This window comes from Luteibacter sp. P4_E6 (genome assembly GCF_056401535.1).
The window spans coordinates 25,679-44,999 of record NZ_JBFUJE010000004.1; the positions used below are offsets into that span (position 1 = coordinate 25,679).

Sequence of the window (19,321 nt, forward strand, 5' to 3'; positions counted from 1 at the left end):
ACGATGCCCAACCGCTTCACCAAGATGCATGGGATCGGCAACGACTTCGTCATCGTGGACTGGCGCGAGGACGCGGGGCGAACGCCTAACGCGGCCCGCATCGCCGCCCTGGCCGATCGACACACCGGCGTCGGCTTCGACCAGCTGATCAGCATCGAGCCGGCGCGGGATCCCTCCTGCGAGTTCTACTACGGCATCTGGAATGCGGATGGTTCGCCCTCGGGCCAGTGCGGCAACGGCGTGCGCTGTGTCGCCGCGTGGCTGTTCCGCGACGGGGTGATCGAACGCGACACCGATGTTCGCCTGGAAAGTCCCTCCGGACCGGTCACGGTGCGGGTACTGGATGAGGGCCGCGTGGTGGTCGACATGGGCGAGCCGGATTTCGATCCAGCCTCCCTGCCGTTCGATGCACCCGCGCCGGCCGCGACATACACCCTGGAAGTCGTCGGCGAGCGGATCACCTTCGGCGCCGTCTCGATGGGCAATCCGCATGCGGTCGTCTTCGACGATGACCTTGCCGATCCGCGAATCGACCTGCTCGGCCCGGCGCTGACGGCCCACCCCGCGTTCCCGCAGGGCGTGAATGTCGGCTTCGCCCAGCGCCTCGGACCCGATCGCATCCGCCTGCGCGTACATGAACGCGGCAGCGGCTGGACCCGCGCCTGCGGCACCGGCGCCTGCGCCGCGGCGGCGGTGGCCCAGTCGCTGGGCATGGCCGCCCCGGTTGTGCACGTTGAACTCCCCGGCGGCACCCTCACCATCGAATGGCACGGCCCCGGCCACACGCTGTGGATGACCGGCCCTGCCGCCTTCGTTTTCGAAGGCGAAGTGTGACGTTCGCACGCGAACGGGGCACACTCGCTCTAAACAGGAAGCACACCCCATGACCGACACCGCGATCGACGGCGACATCAAGCCAGCCACCGTGGCGTCCTACCTGCGGCGACACCCGGATTTCCTCGCCGATTACCCCGAACTGGCCAACGCGCTCACCCTGCCCAGCAGCAACGGACCGGCGGCATCGCTCGCCGTGCACCAGCTGCGCGGCCTGCGTGACAAGAACGCCGAGCTGGAAACACGGCTGAAGGAGCTGGCCGCCATCGCTGGCGACAACGAGAAACTGATGCGCCGCGTGCACGGTCTGATGCTTGCGCTGCTCAGCGCGAAGGACATCGAAGAGACCGTGCGCAGCGTGGTCCGTCGCCTGACCGAGGACTTCCAGTCCGAGCGGATTCGCCTGGTTTTCTTCGGCGACCTGGCCGGCCTGCCCGATGAGCCGTGGCTGCTTCGCGAGCCTCGCGGGAGCTCGGGCCTGCCCGAGTTCGCCTCGTTCCTGGAGCACGCCGACCCCGTCGCCGGGCGCCTTGCGCCGGACAAGTTGCATCGCCTGTTCGGCAACGAGGCCCCGGATGTTCGTTCGGCCGCGCTGATGCGCGTCGGGCCGGACGCCTTGCTGGCCATCGGCAGCGCCGACGCCGACCGCTTCCACCCGGGCATGGGCACCCTGTTCCTGGACATGATTTCGACCACCGTCGGCTCGGCGATCGAACGGGCGCGGAAGGCGGCGTGAGCCCGCGCGAGGCCGTCGAGGCCTTCCTTCGGCATTTCTCCGCCGAACGCGCGCCGTCGGTCCACACCCTGGCGGCCTACCGCCGCGACCTCGAAAAGCTGCTTCGTTTCATGGAAGCCGAGGGACTGACGAGCTTCGACGCGCTCAGTCCCGATCGACTTCGCGGCATGATCGCCCGTGAACATCGTGGTGGCCTACAGCCCAACAGCATCCAGCGCCTGCTTTCCGCCTGCCGCACGCTATTCCGTTACCTCACGCGGGAGGGCCAGCTGGCCCACGACCCGGCCGCCGCCGTTCGCGGACCGAAGGTGCGCCGCAAGCTGCCACAGGTGCTGGACGCCGATGAGGCGAAGGAGCTGGTCGAGACGAATCTCGGCGGCACGCTCGCACCGCGCGACTCGGCCATGATGGAGCTGTTCTATTCCAGTGGCTTGCGTCTGTCCGAACTCACCGGCCTGCACTGGGGCGACCTCGATCTCGAGGATGGCCAGGTTCGGGTGCTCGGCAAAGGCAGCAAGACGCGCATCCTCCCGGTGGGCCGTTTTGCGATCACCGCCCTGAAAGCGCTCGCCGCCCTTGGCGGGGCCGGGCCCGAGCAGCCGGTGTTCAAGGGCCGCGGCGGGGCGCCGATCAGCGCCCGTGCCGTGCAGATGCGGCTGGCCAAGCTGTCCAGCGGGCAGACCAAGCGAGTCCATCCGCACATGCTCCGGCACACCTTCGCCAGCCACATGCTGGAGTCGTCCGGCGACCTGCGCTCCGTGCAGGAACTGCTCGGCCACGCTGACATCGCCACCACCCAGATCTATACCCACCTGGATTTCCAGCACCTGGCCAAGGTGTACGACGCGGCGCATCCAAGAGCGAAGCGAAAATAGGTAAACGTAGGAGCCGATTCATCGGCGAATAATGAATAACCCCGCGGCGCAGCCGCGCCCCCTAGGTTGCTTGCCTCAGTCTCCACCGAAGAAAGAGCTCGCCGATGAATCGGCTCCTACCAGGGCACCGCCTACCCCAAGGCTTGCTACCTAAGGCCCCGGCCCCCACGTCTAGCCGACTCCCTAAAGGAACGCGCTATGGAACCGATGCACGCTACGACCATCGTCTGCGTCCGCCGGGGCGACAAGGTCGTCATCGGCAGCGACGGTCAGGTCACCCTTGGCAATACCGTGATGAAGGCCAACGCCCGTAAGGTGCGCCGCCTCGGCAAGGGCGATGTCCTGGCCGGGTTCGCTGGCGCCACGGCTGACGCCTTCACCCTCTTCGAGCTTTTCGAGGAGAAGCTGGTCAAACACGGTGGCAATCTCACCCGTGCCGCCGTGGAAATGGCCAAGGAATGGCGCACCGACCGCCGCCTGGGCCGCCTCGAGGCCATGCTGGCTGTGGCTGACAAGGAGGCCTCCCTGCTGATCTCCGGCAATGGCGACGTGCTCGAGCCCGACCACGGGCTGATCGCGATCGGCTCCGGCGGTCCGTACGCGCAGTCCGCCGCGCTGGCGCTAATGGAGAACACCGAGCTCGATGCACGCACGATCGTGGAGAAATCCCTGAAGATTGCCGGCGATATCTGCATTTATACCAACCACAACACCTCCATCGAGGAGCTCTGAGCCGATGTCCGAACTCACTCCCCGCGAGATCGTCAACGAACTCGACCGTTACATCATCGGCCAGCAGGACGCCAAGCGCGCCGTGGCCATTGCGCTGCGTAACCGCTGGCGCCGCATGCAGCTGGAGCCGGGCATGCGTGAGGAAGTCACGCCGAAGAACATCCTGATGATCGGCCCGACCGGCGTCGGCAAGACCGAGATCGCCCGGCGGCTGGCCACCCTGGCGAACGCGCCCTTCGTGAAGGTCGAAGCGACCAAGTTCACCGAAGTGGGCTATGTCGGCAAGGACGTGGAGTCGATCATCCGCGATCTCGCCGATGTCTCCTACAAGCTGGTGCGCGACCAGGCCAAGAGCCGGGTTCGTAGCCAGGCCGAGGACGCCGCCGAAGATCGTCTCCTGGACGCGCTTCTCCCGCGCCGCCAGGCCGCCACCGGTTGGGACGACACCGGCGCGCAGGCGCCAGCCATCGACAGCGACACCCGCCAGAAGCTCCGCAAGCAGCTGCGCGAAGGCGCGCTGGACGATCGCGAGATCGAACTGGATTTCGCCACCAACGTCGGCGTCGAGATCATGACCCCGCCGGGCATGGAGGAAATGAGCCAGCAGCTGGGCAAGATGTTCCAGAACCTGGGTGGCTCGAAATCGCAGAAGCGCAAGATGACCATCCGCCAGGCGCGCCCGCTGTTGATCGAGGAGGAGGCCGGCAAGCTGCTCAACGACGACGAGCTACGCACCCGTGCGGTGGACCTCGCCGAGCAGAACGGCATCGTCTTCATCGACGAAATCGACAAGGTCGCCCAGCGCTCGGAATGGGGTGGTGCGGGCGTGAGCCGCGAGGGCGTGCAGCGCGACCTCTTGCCCCTGGTCGAGGGCTCCACGGTGTCGACGAAGTACGGCGCGATCAAGACGGACCACATCCTGTTCATCGCCTCCGGCGCGTTCTCGCTGGCCAAGCCTTCGGATCTCATTCCCGAATTGCAGGGGCGCCTGCCGATTCGCGTGGAACTGTCGGCGCTCTCCGTCGACGACTTCAAGCGCATCCTGCGCGAGCCGCACAACGCGCTGACCAAGCAATATGTTGCACTGCTCAACACCGAGGGCGTCACGCTTGAGTTCACCGAGTCCGGCATCGATCGTCTGGCCGAGGTGGCGTTTCAGGTGAATGAGCGTACCGAGAACATCGGCGCCCGCCGCCTGCACACGGTCATGGAACGCCTGTTGGAGCGCATTTCCTTCGAAGCAGCAGACAAGTCCGGCGAAAAGCATGCGATTGACGCCGAATATGTCGACAAGACGCTGTCTTCGCTCGTCAAGGACGAGGATCTGAGTCGTTACATCCTCTGAACAATGAGGGGCCGCCCCTCTGGTAAACTATTGACGTATATGGGCAAGGTTATTCAACTCAAAACCAACGGCCAGCGTGCGAGCCTGCGTGAAGCGCAGGACAGTCAGCAGCTGGTGCGTCTGTGGCGTGACGAACTCGAACACGGCAGCTTCTGCGGCTACGTGGGCGGAGTCGGCCGCGAATTTTTCCTTCTGTGGGTCATCGGCGACGGCGTCAGCTATGACGGCATGTACATCATGCGGCATCGCGACATCTCCGAATTCGAAGCCCCGGACAAGCACAGCACCTTCCTGGAGAAAGCGCTCGCGCTGAAGGGCATCCGCCCGACACCGCCGGCGGATTTCCCGCTGGACGACATCCAGCAGGTGGTCAAGGCCGCCGCTGCGCACGCGCCGGTCATTGGCGTGCATGTCGACAGCGAAGACGAAGCCGAGGTCTGCTACATCGGCCGGCTTGTCAGCGTGGAGGAAGAAGGCTTCAACATGCAGGAAATCACCCCCGATGCGGAATGGCTCACCGAGCCGTCGTTCTTCTCCTGGGACGAGATTTCCACCATCAGCATGGAAGACGCCTACGCCACCTCGCTGCTCGCTGTTGCCGGCGTGCCGCCACCGATCGAACAGGGCGACACCGGCGGCGGCTTCGGCAGCGCGCACTAAACCAAGGCCGTTCTTCTGCTCTCTTGTAGGAGCCGATTCATCGGCGAAGGGTGTTCGCGGCAACATTCGCGCACCCCTCGCCGCAGGGATCGCCGATAAATCGGCTCCTACCGAGCAAGGGCAAGGGCAAGAGCATCGCCGATGAATCGGCTCCTACATTTATTTGATTCAAGGCCACCGGCCCATGTCCCGCCCGCGCCCCCTCGATATCGTCCTGCACTCGGCCTCGCGCATCCTCGAGGTCAGTTTCGACAACGACGAACGGTTCCGACTTCCCTGTGAATATCTCCGGGTGAACTCGCCCAGCGCCGAAGTGCAGGGCCACGGCCCCGGACAGAAGGTGCTCGTGGCCGGCAAGCGCAACGTCGGCATCACCGCGCTCGAACCGACCGGCCACTACGGCGTCCTGATCCGCTTCGACGACGGCCATGCCAGTGGCATCTTCGGTTGGGACACGCTGTACGACCTCGGTCGCGCCTACGACACGTCGTGGCCCGCTTACCTCGCTGAGCTCGAGGCCAAGGGCCTCTCCCGGTAAATGGAAAGCACGCGCATCAAAGCATCCTGCGCGTGCAAGGCGTATATTTGCGCGCCATCCCCATCACACCGGCGAACAACGGACGTTCCGAAGTCACCACCGCGGAGCTACATGGCATGACGCGAATCGTCGTCGTCGGAAGCATCAATATGGACCTGGTCACCCTCGCGCCGCGCTTTGCCGGCCCGGGCGAGACACTGACCGGTGACCGTTTCCTAACCATTCCCGGCGGCAAGGGTGCGAACCAGGCCGTCGCCGCCGCTCGCCTTGGCGCCTCGGTATCGATGGTCGGCTGCGTCGGCGACGATGCGTTCGGCAAGCAGCTCTATGAGGGCCTCGTCGCCGAGGGCGTCGACGTGACGCACGTGAGCCGGGTTGACGGTATAGGCAGCGGTACGGCGTCGATCACGGTCGCCGGTGGCGAGAACAGCATCGTCGTGGTGCCTGCCGCCAATGGCCGTGTCACGCCCGCCCAGGTCGAAGCTGCTCGCGACATCATTCGTGGCGCCGACGCGGTGCTGGTCCAGCTGGAAATTCCCCTCGATGCGGTGGACGCCACGCTTCGCATCGCGCAGGAAGAGGGCGCTCCCGTCATCCTCAATCCCGCCCCCGCGCAGTTGCTGCCGGTCGAGTGGCTGTCGCGCGTGCGCTTCCTCACGCCGAACCAGCACGAACTCGCCACCGTGCTCGGCGCGGACGGTGAAACCGATTTCCGCGAGCTCATGCGACGCGCGCCCTGCCCGGTCGTGCTGACCCGTGGCGAGGACGGCGCATGGTTCCGCGACAAGGACGACGAGCCGCGGCACCAGAGCGGTTTCAAGGTCGACGCGGTGGACAGCACCGGCGCCGGTGACACTTTCAACGCCGCGCTCGCGGTGTACCTCGCCGAAGGCCTCGACGTGGCGGTGCGCAAGGCTTGCGCCACCGCGGCGATCGCCGTCTCGCGCCTGGGCGCCCAGGGCGGCATGCCGCGTGCCGACGAGGTCACGGCGTTCCTGGAGACACATTGATGAAACGCAGTGGCCTGCTTCACGCGGAACTCAATCGCGTGATCGCCGCGATGGGGCATACCGATACGCTGATCATCGGCGATGTCGGGTTACCGGTTCCGCACGGTGTTCCGTGCATCGACCTGGCGGTACTGCCCGGTACGCCGGATTTCGCCACCGTGTTCGAGGCCGTGTATGCCGAGCTCGCCGTCGAAAGCGTGACGGTCGCCAGCGAGATCCATGCGCACAATCCGGCACTGGTGGCGCTCGCCGCACGACTGGGTAAGGACGGTGTGCCCGTGAATGAGGTATCGCACGACGACCTCAAGCGGTTCAGCACACGCGCCGTCGCCGTGGTGCGCACCGGCGAAACCTCGCCGTACGCCAATGTGATCCTGCATGCCGGCGTGACCTTCTGATGGCCGCGCAGCTGGTCAGCATGCACGACATCCACAAGGCCTTCGGCCCGGTGAAGGTGCTCGAAGGCGTCGACTTCGAACTGGTCGCCGGCGAAATACACGCCTTGATGGGTGAGAACGGCGCGGGCAAATCCACCCTGATGAAGATCCTCACGGGGATCTACGCGCCGGACTCCGGCACGATCCAGGTCGACGGCAAGCCCGTCTCGATCGCCACGCCCGCCGACGCCGAGAAGTACGGCATCGCGATCATCCATCAGGAACTCAACCTGATTCCGGCCCTCAGCATCGCGGACAACCTGTTTCTCGGTCGCGAGATCCAGCGCTTCGGCCTGCTGGATCGCAAGGCGATGACGAAGAAGGCGATGGAGTGGCTCGCCCAGGTCGGGATGGAAAAGCTCGACCCCGATACCCGCGTCGAACGCCTTTCCGTCGGCACGCAGCAGATGGTCGAGATTGCTCGCGCGCTCGGCCAGAACGCGCGCGTCCTGATCATGGACGAGCCGACCGCCGCGCTGACCGAACACGAGACGACCACCCTGTTCAAGCTGATCCGCGCGCTTCGCGAGAAGGGCACGGGCATCGTCTACGTTTCCCATCGCATGGAAGAAATCTTCGCGCTCTGCGATCGCATCTCCATCCTGCGCGACGGCAAGTTCGTCGGCACGCGTCCCGTGCCGGGGCTGGCCTTCGACGAAGTTGTGAAGATGATGGTCGGCCGCACGCTCGAAGCGCGCTTCCCGGTCCGCAGCTCCACGCCGGGAAAGGTTCGCCTGCAGGTGGAACACATCAGCGGCGGCATGGTGAAGGACGTGAGCTTCGACCTTCGTTCGGGCGAAGTGCTTGGCGTCGCCGGCCTGCTGGGGGCGGGGCGCACCGAACTGGCGCGTTTGTTGTTCGGCCTCGACAAGCCTTCCGAAGGCCGCGTGCTGCTCGACGGCGACGTGGTGACCGCGACCAACCCCAACCAGGCGATCCACGCCGGCTTCGGTTTTCTCACCGAAGACCGCAAGGCGCAGGGCCTGGTGCTCGACCTCAGCTTGCGCGAGAACATCAGCCTGCCGCGGGTACCTGCGCATGTCGGCCTGGTCGATCGCGGTGGCGAGAAGACACAGACACGTGGCCTGATCGACGCCTTGAAGATCCGCACGCGCGACATGGAGCTCAATGTCAGTGCGCTGTCGGGCGGCAACCAACAGAAAGTCGTGCTGGCCAAGTGGCTGGCACTCAAACCGCGCGTACTCATCCTCGACGAACCCACGCGCGGCGTCGATGTCGGCGGCAAGGCCGAGATTTATCACATCATCAATCAACTCGCGGAGCAGGGCGTGGCCATTCTCATGATTTCCTCGGAACTGCCGGAGGTACTCGCCATGAGCGACCGCATCCTGGTGATGCACGAGGGCCATGCAACGGCCCTGCTCGACGCCCACGGTGCCACCCAGGAAACCGTGATGACTGCCGCGACCGGAGGCCACTGACATGACGCTTCAACTCAACTGGAGCCAGGCCAAGACGCTGTTCCAGCGCCTCGGCTCGGTCATCGGGCTGCTCCTACTCTTCATCGTGCTATCGGTGCTGAGTCCGGACTTCCTTACCACGGGCAACCTGCTCACCGTGCTGCGCCAGGTGTCGATCAACGCGCTGATCGCGTTCGGCATGACGTTCGTGATCCTGTCCGGTGGTATCGATCTGTCGGTGGGTGCGATCCTCGCCTTCACCGGTGCGATTACCGCCGGCCTCATGGCGGCCGGCCACGGCATGGTGCTCTCGGTAGGCGCAGGCCTCGCGCTCGGAGCGGTGCTCGGCATGGTCAACGGTGCACTGGTTTCGTGGGGCAGGGTGGCGCCATTCATCGCCACGCTGGGCACGGTTACCCTGCTGCGCGGCCTCACGCTGTCGTATACGCAGGGCAGCCCGATCCCCGTCACCAACCCCGGCTTCGCCATGCTCGGTGGCGGCTATATCGCCAACCTGATCCCGCTGCCGGTGATCTGGATGGCCGTCGCCTTCATCCTCTGTGGCTTCCTGCTGCGCGGCACGGTGTTCGGCCGCCATGTCGTGGCGATCGGCGGTAACGAAGAAGCGGCCCGTCTCTCGGGCGTGCGTATTTCGCCGATGAAGCTCGCCATCTACGGTCTTTCCGGTCTTCTCTCCGCGTTCGCGGGCGTCGTGCTTACCTCGCGTCTGTACTCCGCGCAGGCGACGGCCGGTGCAGGCTACGAGCTGGACGCGRTCGCCGCGGTGGTGCTTGGCGGTACCAGCCTGGCCGGTGGCCGCGGCTGGCTCTTCGGCACCCTGATCGGCGCCTTGCTGATCGGCTTCCTGAACAATGGTCTCAACCTGCTCGGCGTAAGCTCTTTCTACCAGCAGGTGGTGAAGGGCATCGTCATCCTGATCGCCGTCCTGCTCGACAGGCGGCAGTAAAAAACAAAACGAGGGAATACACCATGCGTAAAGTCACCTTTCTCGCCGCGGCAGCGGCAACGCTGCTCGCGGCCTGCTCGCAGCAGGGTCCGGGCGAATCCACGCCCGCCGCTTCATCGACCGCGGGTGGCGCTGCCGCTTCCGGTACGCCGGTGATCGGCCTGGCCTTGTCGACGCAGAACAACCCGTTCTTCGTCGAACTCAAGGACGGCGCCCAGAAGGCCGCCAAAGACGCCGGCGTGCAGCTGGTGGTGGTCGATGCACAGGACGATCCGGCTCGCCAGATCTCCAGCGTCGAAGACCTGATCCAGAAGCGCGTCTCGGTAATCCTGCTTAACCCGACCGACTCGTCGGCGCTGGCGGGCGCCGTGCAGTCCGCGCAGCGCGCGAACATCCCGGTGATCACGCTCGATCGCGGCGTCGACGGTGCCGAGGTCGCGTCGCACATCGCGTCGGACAACATCGCCGGCGGCAAGATGGCGGCGGACTTCCTCGCCAAGCAGCTTGGCGGCAAGGGCAACATCATCGAACTGCAGGGTGTCGCCGGTACCTCGGCGGCGCGTGAACGCGGCAAGGGCTTCGACGACGAAATCGCCACCACCGGCATGAAGGTCGTTGCGCAGCAGCCGGCGAACTTCGACCGTGCGCAGGGCCTTTCGGTCAGCGAGAACCTGCTCCAGGGCAACACCGAYGTCCAGGCGATCTTCGCCCAGAACGACGAAATGGCCCTCGGTGCGGTGCAGGCCCTTGCTGGCAAGAACAAGAAGATCCTCGTCGTCGGCTTCGACGGCACGCCCGACGGCAAGACTGCCGTGCAGAGCGGCGCCATGGCCGCCACGGTCGCCCAGCAGCCGGAAGAGATCGGCAAGCTCGGCGTCGAGACGGCAAAGAAGCTGATCGACAAGCAGACGGTCGACAAGTCGATCGCCGTGCCGCTGAAGCTCCTCACGAAGGAATAAGCGTCGCGTGTGAAAAGGCCGGTCACCTCACGGTGGCCGGCCTTTTTTTGCGTGCTGTGTTCTTTGTAGGAGCCGATTCGTCGGCAATCCCTAACCGTGCCGCACCACCCATCGCCGATGAATCGGCTCCTACATGGGCTTAGTCAGAGGGACCCGGCGCGATGACTTCACGCTGGCCGTTGATACCCATCGACGAAACGAGTCCCGCGGCTTCCATCGCCTCGACCAGGCGCGCCGCGCGGTTGTAACCAATGCGGAACTGGCGCTGCACGAACGAGATGGACGCACGGCGAGAGCGCAGCACGAAGGCCGCCGCTTCGTCGTAGAGGGGATCGAGCTCGGCATCGATGCCGTCTTCGCCCGCCTCACCGTCCATGGCTTCGCTCGGCGGACCGGCAAGGATCTCGTCCTTGTAGTCCGGCTCACCGAACTGCTTCAGCCACGCGACGATGCGATGCACTTCTTCATCGGCGACGAAGGCACCGTGGATGCGCTGTGGATAGCCCGTACCCGGCGGCAGGAACAACATGTCGCCCTGGCCGAGCAGACTCTCCGCGCCCATCTGGTCGAGGATGGTGCGCGAGTCGATCTTCGACGACACCTGGAAAGCGACGCGCGTGGGAATGTTCGCCTTGATCAGGCCGGTGATCACGTCCACCGACGGACGCTGCGTCGCAAGGATCAGATGAATACCCGCGGCACGTGCCTTTTGCGCCAGCCGCGCAATCAGCTCTTCAATCTTCTTGCCGGCCACCATCATGAGGTCGGCCAGCTCGTCGATGATCACGACGATCATCGGCAAGGTGTCGAGATGCTCCGGCACTTCCGGATGCGCGGGGAAGGGATTGAACAAGGGCTTGCCCGCCGCGCGTGCCTCGCGCACCTTCTGGTTGAAACCGGCGAGGTTGCGCACACGCAGGTCCGACATGACGCGGTAGCGGTTTTCCATCTCGGCCACGCACCAGTTCAGCGCGTTGGCGGCGAGCTTCATGTCGGTGACGACGGGCGCCAGCAGATGCGGGATACCTTCATAGACAGAGAGCTCCAGCATCTTCGGATCGATCATGATCATGCGGACGTCTTCAGGCGTGGCCTTGTAGAGCATCGACAGGATCATCGCGTTCACCGCAACCGACTTGCCCGAACCCGTGGTGCCGGCAACCAGCATGTGCGGTGCCTTTGCCAGGTCGGCAACCACCGGTTCGCCGGTGATGCCCTTGCCCATGGCCAGCGTCAGCAGCGAATCGGACTCGCGATACTCGGCGGAGTCGAGAATCTCCGACAGCGCGATCATCTGTCGCTGCTCGTTCGGTAGCTCGAGGCCCATGCATGTCTTGCCCGGAATCGTCTCGACCACGCGGATGGTGGTGCGGCCGAGGCCGCGGGCGAGATCCTTCATCAGCGCGACGATCTGGTTGCCGCGAACACCGACGGCTGGCTCGACTTCGTAGCGCGTGATGACAGGGCCCGCCGAGGCGCCGACGACCTGCACCGGAACCTTGAACTCGCGCAGGCGTTGCTCGATCAACTCGCCGGTATCGCGGAGATCTTGCTCGGAAATGGCAAGCGCGGCATTCGAGCTGGGTGAGGCCGGAGCGAGCAGGGTCAACGGAGGGATACCGACGGCGCTGACACCGCCGCCGTTACGCAGTGGCCTCACGGGCGTCAGCGTGACGGTGCGGAGCGGCTCGACGTGCGGTGCATCGTTGGCTGCCACGGCGAAGCGCGAGACGGGGGCGATCGCCGGAATGGTCGGCTCGACGACGGGCGCTATGGGTTCCGCAGGCACGACAGGCTCTGCAAACGACGTCACGAGCGACTCGTAAGGCAAGCGCTCTTCCTCGGCGCGACGCGAAGCGGTGAACGAGTGTTCTTCCGCGCGTGCCGGTCCGGAGTTTGCGATGACCGGTCGCTCTGGCGTGCGGTATGACGTGGCGACCCGTGCCGGCTCGCGACGGATCTCGACGTCGCGCTCATCGGTGTCGTTTTCGGGGGACGCCGAAGCCAGCGCGCGCGGTGCGAGCCACGGCTCACGAATGACGGTGTCGGGTTTGACGCGATGGCGCGGCAGCACCGGTGTCGATACCGACGGACGCACAGGATCGTTGTTCTTCGGCTCGGCGCGCGGGACGTCGCGTCGGGTGGATGTCGCATGGGCCGGCTTGGCAATCGGCGCTGGGTTGGCAGGCTTCGCAGGCACCTTGGTGCGACGACGGGCGGCTGGCGCTCGGTCGGCACGGCGCACGGCGGATGCAGGGCGACGGCCCGTGGCGCGGGAGGCCGTGCGCGTCATGAGGCGGCGCGTGCCTTCGATGGCCAATGCACCCATCGGCTCGAGAAGCCCGTTCAGACGCACGATGGCCGCAGACCACGGCACGCCCAGGTACCAGGGCAGTGCGACGACGAAGGTCGCGAGTGCGATCAGCGAGGTGATGGCGGCGCCGGGGAAATCACCGAACGCGGTGCCAAGCCAGCGGCATACAACACCACCGACGGAAGGATCGTCGGTGTAATGCGAGATCACGATGCCCTCGAGCGCCGTGCTCGCCAGCAGGACCAGGGCAAACCCCGACCAGAAGCGAATCGCTCCCGGGCCGACCGTGGGCGGACGACGCCGACGGAGCAGCGCGGCGCCGATGCGCCAGAGCAGGGGGAGTAGCCAGAGCGTGGACAGCCCGAAGGCGCCAAAAACAAAAGAGGGCATGCCGAACCGCAAGAGAATCGAGCGAGCCCCGTAGTTTAGCGCGCATTCGTGCGCGTCGATGTGTAAAGGTGGGATAAGCCGCTGTTCACACTCGGAAGCATGCCGATCGGGCCAGCTTGGCTGGCCCGATCAGCGGATGGCGCCCGGTGCGAACGGCGTTCGCTGTTACACGCGGTAGCGCGGAGCCACGTCCTTGCGCGAGAGGTTCGGGCCCATCGCGAGGCGGGCGGCGTCGTAGGCCAGGTACTGACCTTCGTCCGCGAGCGGCGGAATGGTGACGACTTCGCCGCGATCGAAGCCCAGGAGGCCCGCGTCGACCAGGTCCGCCGTTTCCATGACCATGCCCGGCAGGAGCGCGTCGACGTCCTTGCCGGACTTCTCCCAGATCTCCGAACGGGTGGCGCCCGGCAGCACGGCCTGGGCGCGCACGTTCGTCCCCTTCAGCTGCGCGGCGAGGCCAAGGGTGACGTTGAGCACGTGGGCCTTCGAGCCGCTATAGATGCCGTCGAACAGGTCCGGCACGAATGCCAGAACAGAAGCGATATTGATGATGCCGCCCTTGTCGCGGGCCTTGAACACCTTGGCAGCGGCGGCGGAGAGGACCGTCGGCGCGGTGATGTTGATGGCGATGAGCTGCTCGATGGCAGCGGTGTCGTTATCGAGGATGCTGCCTTCGAGGGAGATGCCGGCGTTGTTTACCAGCAAGGTGATCGAGGCGTCCTCCTTCAGGCGCTTCTCAACGAGGGCGACGTCCGCCTTCTGGGTCAGGTCGGCCTTGAGGGCTTCGACCTTGCGGCCGGTCTTCTCGCCGATGGATGTGACCAGTGCCTCCAGGCGGTCGAGTCGGCGGGCGACCAGGATCAGGTCGTAACCGCGGGCGGCGAGGCGCTCCGCGTAGACCTGGCCGATGCCCGAGGAAGCGCCCGTCACGATGGCCGTGCCTTTGTTTTCAGTGCTCATGGTGTCTCTCCGGATGGGTTAGTTGCAAAAGGATAGTAACTAGGTTGCCATACGATAGTGACATCGATATCATAATGCAATGGACATCGACAAACTTTCTTCCGGTACCTGCGCGATCTCCCGTGGGCTCGCCTTCGTGGGCGACACCTGGAGCGTGCTCATCCTTCGGGATGCCAGCCGTGGCATGAGCCAGTTCGACCAGTTCAGGACCAGTCTCGGCATCGCGCCGAACATCCTTTCGCGTCGATTGAAGGCCCTCACCGAGGCCGGCGTCTTGGAAAAGCGCCGCTACAGCGAGCGTCCGCCGCGCGACGAGTACGTGCTGACGCAGGCGGGGCGCGACTTCATTCCGATCATGGCGGCCATTGGCGAATGGGGCCGCACCTATAACGGCGGCGGTCCGCCCACGAGCCATCTGGCCAGTGACGAGACGGGTGAGCCGATCAAGGCGGTGGTGGTCGATGAATGCACCGGCAAGCCGCTGATCGCGACGCCGATGCATTTGGTCATGCCGGAATAGTCGCGCGGGATTCGATCATCGGCGGCGGCGACGGGAGTAGATCGGCGATGTCGTGGAACAGCCGGCGACGACACCAGTCGTTGCGATCACCGATGACGTAGAAGCGGCGTTTCGCCCGAGTCGCCGCGACGTTGAGCAGATTCGGCTCGGACACGGCCCAGTTGCGGGCACCCGGCGCATCCGATCGTCCGCCGAGCACCAGGATCACCACGCTGGACTCCTTGCCCTGCATGGTGTGAATCGTTCCGTGGACCATCTTTCCTTTCAACAGGCGCCTGAGTTGGTTCCTGACGTCTTGGAACGGAGTGATCACCGAAATATCCGCCGGATCGACGCCCTCAGCGGCAAGGCGATCGAGAAGCAACATCAGCGCTAAGCCCTCCGCGGGGACCCAGTTGTCCTCCGATCGACCGGTCACGTCGACCCAGCCGGTGCAAAGACTCGCCAGCGTCTCTGTCCTGGGTGGAAGCGTTCCATAGACCATCGCGCCGTCGTAGGCGATACGGTTGGCCAACTCGAACATCGGCTTGTCGCAGCGTCGGTGAACTACCAAGGGCAAGCCCACCCAGGATTTCGCACCTTCCGGGCCGAGCATCCTGCCGACCGGATTTGCTTCGTCAGCGAGTCCCTGGGCGGACAGCCTGCTGGGAATCCAATAAGGATCGACACCGTAGGCCTTACGCATGTGCTCGAGGACGGAGTCGGGCACGGTCAGGACGGGCGTCAACTGCAACGGATCGCCCACGACGACGGCACGCCTCGCACGCCAGAGGGCGCCGACGGCAGCCTGCGGAGTCGCCTGCCCCGCTTCGTCGATCAACAGCCATCCGATCTCGCTAACACCGAGCGTGCGAAAGGAGCGAGCGAAGGACGCAAAGGTGCTGCTCAAGACCGGGACCGCCATGAATAGCGTCGCCCACGCCGAACGTATCGCTGCGCGTGGCGTGGCGCGATACGTTCCGCCGGCGAGGATCGCCATCGCCAGATCCATGTTCGCCTTGACGCGCTTAGCCTCTATTTCGAAGAAAGTGCGTTGCAGGCGTAACGCCTCCATGAAGACGTTCGCGCGAGCCTTGCGCCAACCGGGCAGGCGCCACGGCTCCGCCAGTTCGATGTCGGCACCGCGGCCGATCCGGTCCGTCTGCAGCCAGGTGACCAGATGAGCGGCGCCCAGACGATGTGCAAGGGCGAGCAGCTCGGCGTGCAGTCGAACGCGTCGGGCCGTGACCTCGTCGAGCGCCGCGTGAGCCTCGTCCATGCGTTTCCTGGCGCTGCTGACGGCTTGCTCGTGTCGACGCTCGCGAAGGTCGTAGGCTGCGAGGTCCGCCCTCGCGTCGCGTTCTTCCTGACGGATATGGCTTCGTTCGTTCGCCCAGCGGCGATACGCACCCCAGAGACTGCGAAGGTTGGCGAGCAAGCCGGGACGAGTGCATTCGTGCGATGCAATCCGGTCCATGTGTCTTTGCACGGCTTCCCGAAGCGCATGGCGAGCCGATGCGGCGGATTCGTTCTGACGCGTTGCGTTTTGCCATGCGGTGGTCGCGAGATCTGCTGCCTGCCTGCACGCCAGTTCGCCGCGGCGGGCTTCGCGAGCTTCCTTCAGGCGCACGTCCAGGCCCGTCGCTTCGGCCCGCAGGTCGGCAGCCGCTGCTTTTGCGGCCCGATAGCGGCTGACCGCTGTCGACCAGGCTTCCTGGCGTGTGGCCGTCGTCCACGTCGTCGCAGATTTTTCCTTCAGCCAGTCGCTGAAACCCTGGGCTTTGCGTGCCGTCGACGCAGCGCCATCGTCCCCAGGTATCGGGGGAAGGTCGCCGGCGCCGTAGTAGAACTTGTTCGTGAAGTCGGTGCGGTTGCGCTTGGCACCGAGTTTCGCCGACACGAGACCCCAGGCCGGGCGGCCAGCCAGCAACTCGGCAAGATCGCTGAAGTGATCGTTGTCCGGGTCGAGCCATGATGTGTCGATCCTGTCGCGCTGCGGAAGCTCCATGGTCACGTTCTCGACGGCGCCGTTGTTGGACGACGCGACGACGATCTCGTAACCGAACAGGGCTTCTTTGAACGTGTAGCAGTACTTCGTGCGGCCGCCATCCTGTATCTGCTCAACTTCATGACGCGCGTTCGCCGCGAAGGCGTCCGACGCGCGTGGCAGCGAAGCAAGCACGTCCGCGCGCTCAGTCACGACGGCGGCAATGATGTCGCGCAGCATCGTCGTCTTCCCCGTACCCGGAGGACCGTTGACGGACTGAATGCCGCTTGTCGTGCGTAGCTCGCCGAGAATGCGGTTCACCGCCAATTGCTGTGCGTGCACCAAGCCGCGGTGATCCTCGGCTGGCCAGCATCCCTCGGGATGCCGATCGGGCAGAAGCGTATCTATAAGGAATTCCGACTGGCCATCGTCGGTGACATCGACCCGGTGCGCGCCGTCGTGGCGAGCCAGGTAGGCCCTGAGCGGACCGCTCGTCGTACCCTCGCGCAGGTGCGAGGCGACGTCCGCCAGGTCGTCAAGAATAAAGCTGTTGAGCGGATCGTCGCCGACGTCCCCAGCATTCTTCGGGTCGGTCGGCAACGAAAGGACACGAGTCCGCCGTTTGTCTTCGGCAAAGAAGGACGACAATCCGACGAGTTCAAGCACACGATCGATCAGCGCCTGATACGCATCGCCATCGACGATGCCACCGAGGTGCTCCTTCGCTAGATGAGTCGCCTCCCGCTGTGCCAGGTCGAACCCCCGCGTCCAATCCTGCCCGTTGTACACCCGCCCCAGCATCCAGGCCGCGCTCGACAAGACGAGACTGTCGGCGACCATGCGACCGTCTTCAGTAAAGCGCAATGCGAAGAGGGCGATGTCGCGGTCCTGCGGCTCACGGTAACCGTGTTCTTCACCAAAAGCCGTGCACAGCACACGATCGACCTCGGCACTGGTGAACCAGTGCCCATAGAACCGATGCGACCAGACCTTGCCTTCCTTCCGTTCCTGGCGTGCCAACGGGCTCGACGGGTTCCAGGGAAGCGGTGAATCCCGGTCCATGTCATGAAAGAAAGGCTGGTGCGCCTTGTCCCTCGTCTTGATGTCGGGAATGGTCTGCGGCTGAAGAAGCTCGACGGCGTGCCAGTATCTGATGAGATCGGACGAATCCATTCGGTTTCCGTGTCGGGGGACTGAGCGCGATTATCCGACACTCGGGATGACAACATCACAACTTCCGTTTCGACAGAAGGTTACCGGCGCGCCTAGCTTGCCAATCACGGGCAGCTCGGCAGGTCGAACTTCTGCGCGGGATCGCCGTGCGTCGATGCGACGATCGGCTTCTCTTTCGCCGTGGCCACGCGCTGAGGTGGCCACCAGCGAGGGATGACGGGGTGCGTCGTGGGTTCCACCGCCTGCCCCGGCTCCGGCACGAGCACGTCCGCATGGCTGCATGTCGCCGCGGCAAGGATGCGCTCCGGCGGTTCGGTCCACGCATGGTGCGCTAGCTTGATAAGGCCCCAGTGCACGGGGATGAGCACCTTTGCGCGCACCTCCTCGTGCACCTTCATCGCCTGCTCCGGACCGAGGTGCCAGTCCGGCCACTGGGCGTCGTACTGGCCTGATTCGATCAGGCTCACGTCGAACGGCCCGTACTTCGTACCGACGTCGGCGAAGGTATCGTTGAAGCCGGTATCGCCGGAATAGAACACGCGATGTTCCTTGCCGATCAGCGCGTATCCCGTCCAGAGCGTCACGTCGCTACGCGCGGACAGACGTCCGGAGGCATGGCGCGATGGCGTGGAGACGATGTCGAGGTTGCCGACTTTCGCGTCCTGCCACCAGTCGAGTTCGGTGATGCGTTCGGCGGGTACGCCCCAGCCACGGAGATGCGAAGCAACGCCGAGCGGCACGATGAAGCGGACGCCAAGGGCATTGAACGCCTGGATGGAAGCGCGATCGAGATGGTCGTAATGATCGTGCGAAACAATGACCGCATCGACATGGGGAAGATGGTCGATGGGAACCGGCGGTTCATACCAACGTTTCGGGCCGAGCCAGGAGAAGGGCGAGGCGCGCTCGCTCCATAGCGGGTCGACGACGATGTTCGTGCCGTCGATCTCGAGCAGCATGGATGAGTGGCCGAACCAGGTAACGCGCAGGCCGGATGCCGGCGGCACTTTGTACAGCGCCGAGGAGTCCATCGTCGGAACGGGCGCGTCGGGCTCTTCGCCGGGCGCCGATTTCAACATCTGAAACGCGCCGCCTTTCACGTTCGTATACATGGGCAGCGGATTTTCGAACTTGCCGTTATGCCACTCGGGCGACTTCGCGTCGCGCGCGGTCTGCACGGCGTCGGGCAGCGTGCCGATGTTCGGCCATGCGCTGATCGCGACGAACGCGAGGAAGGCCGCGATGAATGCGACCAGGATGAGGGTGTAGCGGAGGAATCGCTTCAAACCGTGTCCTTGGCGGTGGTCGGGTTTGAAGATAGCAGCAAGGGCATCGCCGATGAATTGCAGTGGTCAAGCTTTTCTGGACACCGGTGTAGGAGCCTGAGCCGCCAGTTGCTCGAAGAGCACTGGCGGGATGTCGTTTAGTCGCGAGTGTTGCCGTTCTAGGTTGTAGTAGATCAGAAAGTCGGTCAGCTCCTTCTC

The 19,321-nt window shown here is 64.9% G+C and carries 17 protein-coding genes; 13 read left to right on the forward strand and 4 right to left on the reverse strand.

Annotated features, from left to right (window positions below; genetic code table 11):
- The first annotated feature begins 3 nt into the window (after positions 1-3).
- The 12 genes from dapF (at position 4) to rbsB (ending at position 10,514) form a co-directional block, all read left to right on the forward strand.
- Positions 4-834 (forward strand): diaminopimelate epimerase, encoded by an 831-nt coding sequence (gene dapF, locus AC1DT2_RS00785; protein ID WP_477293496.1) that lies wholly within the window; start codon positions 4-6, stop codon positions 832-834.
- 49 nt (positions 835-883) lie between these two features.
- Positions 884-1,570, forward strand: coding sequence for a DUF484 family protein (locus tag AC1DT2_RS00790; RefSeq protein ID WP_063574262.1), 687 nt, complete (start codon positions 884-886; stop codon positions 1,568-1,570).
- Entirely contained in the window at positions 1,567-2,445 is an 879-nt protein-coding gene (locus tag AC1DT2_RS00795; protein ID WP_213949095.1) for a tyrosine recombinase XerC, read from the forward strand. Before AC1DT2_RS00790 ends, AC1DT2_RS00795 begins: the two co-directional genes overlap by 4 nt.
- 198 nt (positions 2,446-2,643) lie before the next feature.
- Positions 2,644-3,177: an ATP-dependent protease subunit HslV gene (gene hslV / locus AC1DT2_RS00800; protein WP_063572655.1), complete on the forward strand. Its 534-nt coding sequence runs from the start codon at positions 2,644-2,646 to the stop codon at positions 3,175-3,177.
- 4 nt (positions 3,178-3,181) lie between these two features.
- Positions 3,182-4,522: an ATP-dependent protease ATPase subunit HslU gene (gene hslU / locus AC1DT2_RS00805; RefSeq protein WP_213949094.1), complete on the forward strand. Its 1,341-nt coding sequence runs from the start codon at positions 3,182-3,184 to the stop codon at positions 4,520-4,522.
- A gap of 39 nt (positions 4,523-4,561) precedes the next feature.
- Positions 4,562-5,182 (forward strand): hypothetical protein, encoded by a 621-nt coding sequence (locus tag AC1DT2_RS00810; RefSeq protein WP_063572653.1) that lies wholly within the window; start codon positions 4,562-4,564, stop codon positions 5,180-5,182.
- A 184-nt stretch (positions 5,183-5,366) separates the two neighbouring features.
- Positions 5,367-5,720 (forward strand): gamma-butyrobetaine hydroxylase family protein, encoded by a 354-nt coding sequence (locus AC1DT2_RS00815; protein ID WP_046968103.1) that lies wholly within the window; start codon positions 5,367-5,369, stop codon positions 5,718-5,720.
- A 116-nt stretch (positions 5,721-5,836) separates the two neighbouring features.
- A complete protein-coding gene (gene rbsK / locus AC1DT2_RS00820; RefSeq protein ID WP_477293518.1) occupies positions 5,837-6,730 on the forward strand; it encodes a ribokinase in 894 nt (297 codons plus the stop codon).
- Positions 6,730-7,128: a D-ribose pyranase gene (rbsD, locus tag AC1DT2_RS00825; protein ID WP_477293500.1), complete on the forward strand. Its 399-nt coding sequence runs from the start codon at positions 6,730-6,732 to the stop codon at positions 7,126-7,128. The genes rbsK and rbsD overlap by 1 nt, the downstream gene beginning before the upstream one ends.
- Positions 7,128-8,609 carry a sugar ABC transporter ATP-binding protein gene (locus AC1DT2_RS00830; RefSeq protein ID WP_477293502.1) on the forward strand — a complete coding sequence of 494 codons (1,482 nt, stop codon included), beginning with the start codon at positions 7,128-7,130 and terminating at the stop codon, positions 8,607-8,609. Before rbsD ends, AC1DT2_RS00830 begins: the two co-directional genes overlap by 1 nt.
- 1 nt (position 8,610) lies before the next feature.
- Positions 8,611-9,555 carry an ABC transporter permease gene (locus AC1DT2_RS00835; protein ID WP_477293504.1) on the forward strand — a complete coding sequence of 315 codons (945 nt, stop codon included), beginning with the start codon at positions 8,611-8,613 and terminating at the stop codon, positions 9,553-9,555.
- A 23-nt stretch (positions 9,556-9,578) separates the two neighbouring features.
- Positions 9,579-10,514, forward strand: a complete 936-nt coding sequence (gene rbsB / locus AC1DT2_RS00840) for a ribose ABC transporter substrate-binding protein RbsB (protein ID WP_477293506.1) — start codon at positions 9,579-9,581, stop codon at positions 10,512-10,514.
- A 139-nt stretch (positions 10,515-10,653) separates the two neighbouring features.
- On the opposite strand, the gene AC1DT2_RS00845 is transcribed toward rbsB, so the two are convergent.
- Both AC1DT2_RS00845 and AC1DT2_RS00850 read right to left on the reverse strand, forming a co-directional pair.
- The gene (locus AC1DT2_RS00845) at positions 10,654-13,218 is read right to left on the reverse strand and encodes an FtsK/SpoIIIE family DNA translocase (protein ID WP_477293508.1); all 2,565 of its coding nucleotides are present in this window, start codon (positions 13,216-13,218) and stop codon (positions 10,654-10,656) included.
- A gap of 165 nt (positions 13,219-13,383) precedes the next feature.
- On the reverse strand, positions 13,384-14,178 hold the full coding sequence (locus AC1DT2_RS00850) for an SDR family NAD(P)-dependent oxidoreductase (RefSeq protein WP_477293510.1): 795 nt from the start codon (positions 14,176-14,178) through the stop codon (positions 13,384-13,386).
- A gap of 184 nt (positions 14,179-14,362) precedes the next feature.
- Between AC1DT2_RS00850 and AC1DT2_RS00855 the strand changes: the two genes are divergently transcribed.
- On the forward strand, positions 14,363-14,698 hold the full coding sequence (locus AC1DT2_RS00855; protein ID WP_477293512.1) for a winged helix-turn-helix transcriptional regulator: 336 nt from the start codon (positions 14,363-14,365) through the stop codon (positions 14,696-14,698).
- Here AC1DT2_RS00855 and AC1DT2_RS00860 read toward each other — a convergent pair.
- On the reverse strand, positions 14,685-17,837 hold the full coding sequence (locus AC1DT2_RS00860) for a DEAD/DEAH box helicase (RefSeq protein WP_477293514.1): 3,153 nt from the start codon (positions 17,835-17,837) through the stop codon (positions 14,685-14,687). The genes AC1DT2_RS00855 and AC1DT2_RS00860 overlap by 14 nt on opposite strands.
- 104 nt (positions 17,838-17,941) lie before the next feature.
- Complete coding sequence (locus tag AC1DT2_RS00865; RefSeq protein WP_477293516.1) at positions 17,942-19,123, reverse strand: MBL fold metallo-hydrolase; 1,182 nt, start codon at positions 19,121-19,123, stop codon at positions 17,942-17,944.
- Positions 19,124-19,321 lie beyond the last annotated feature (198 nt).

What these genes read in the sequence shown, in the direction of transcription:
- AC1DT2_RS00860 (WP_477293514.1), bottom strand. Translation starts at nt 17,837, where the DNA reads ATGGATTCGTCCGATCTCATCAGATACTGGCACGCCGTCGAGCTTCTT.
- AC1DT2_RS00790 (WP_063574262.1), top strand. Translation starts at nt 884, where the DNA reads ATGACCGACACCGCGATCGACGGCGACATCAAGCCAGCCACCGTGGCG.
- rbsD (WP_477293500.1), top strand. Translation starts at nt 6,730, where the DNA reads ATGAAACGCAGTGGCCTGCTTCACGCGGAACTCAATCGCGTGATCGCC.
- AC1DT2_RS00855 (WP_477293512.1), top strand. Translation starts at nt 14,363, where the DNA reads ATGAGCCAGTTCGACCAGTTCAGGACCAGTCTCGGCATCGCGCCGAAC.
- hslU (WP_213949094.1), top strand. Translation starts at nt 3,182, where the DNA reads ATGTCCGAACTCACTCCCCGCGAGATCGTCAACGAACTCGACCGTTAC.
- AC1DT2_RS00830 (WP_477293502.1), top strand. Translation starts at nt 7,128, where the DNA reads ATGGCCGCGCAGCTGGTCAGCATGCACGACATCCACAAGGCCTTCGGC.
- AC1DT2_RS00845 (WP_477293508.1), bottom strand. Translation starts at nt 13,218, where the DNA reads ATGCCCTCTTTTGTTTTTGGCGCCTTCGGGCTGTCCACGCTCTGGCTA.
- rbsK (WP_477293518.1), top strand. Translation starts at nt 5,837, where the DNA reads ATGACGCGAATCGTCGTCGTCGGAAGCATCAATATGGACCTGGTCACC.
- hslV (WP_063572655.1), top strand. Translation starts at nt 2,644, where the DNA reads ATGGAACCGATGCACGCTACGACCATCGTCTGCGTCCGCCGGGGCGAC.
- AC1DT2_RS00810 (WP_063572653.1), top strand. Translation starts at nt 4,562, where the DNA reads ATGGGCAAGGTTATTCAACTCAAAACCAACGGCCAGCGTGCGAGCCTG.
- AC1DT2_RS00850 (WP_477293510.1), bottom strand. Translation starts at nt 14,178, where the DNA reads ATGAGCACTGAAAACAAAGGCACGGCCATCGTGACGGGCGCTTCCTCG.
- AC1DT2_RS00815 (WP_046968103.1), top strand. Translation starts at nt 5,367, where the DNA reads ATGTCCCGCCCGCGCCCCCTCGATATCGTCCTGCACTCGGCCTCGCGC.
- dapF (WP_477293496.1), top strand. Translation starts at nt 4, where the DNA reads ATGCCCAACCGCTTCACCAAGATGCATGGGATCGGCAACGACTTCGTC.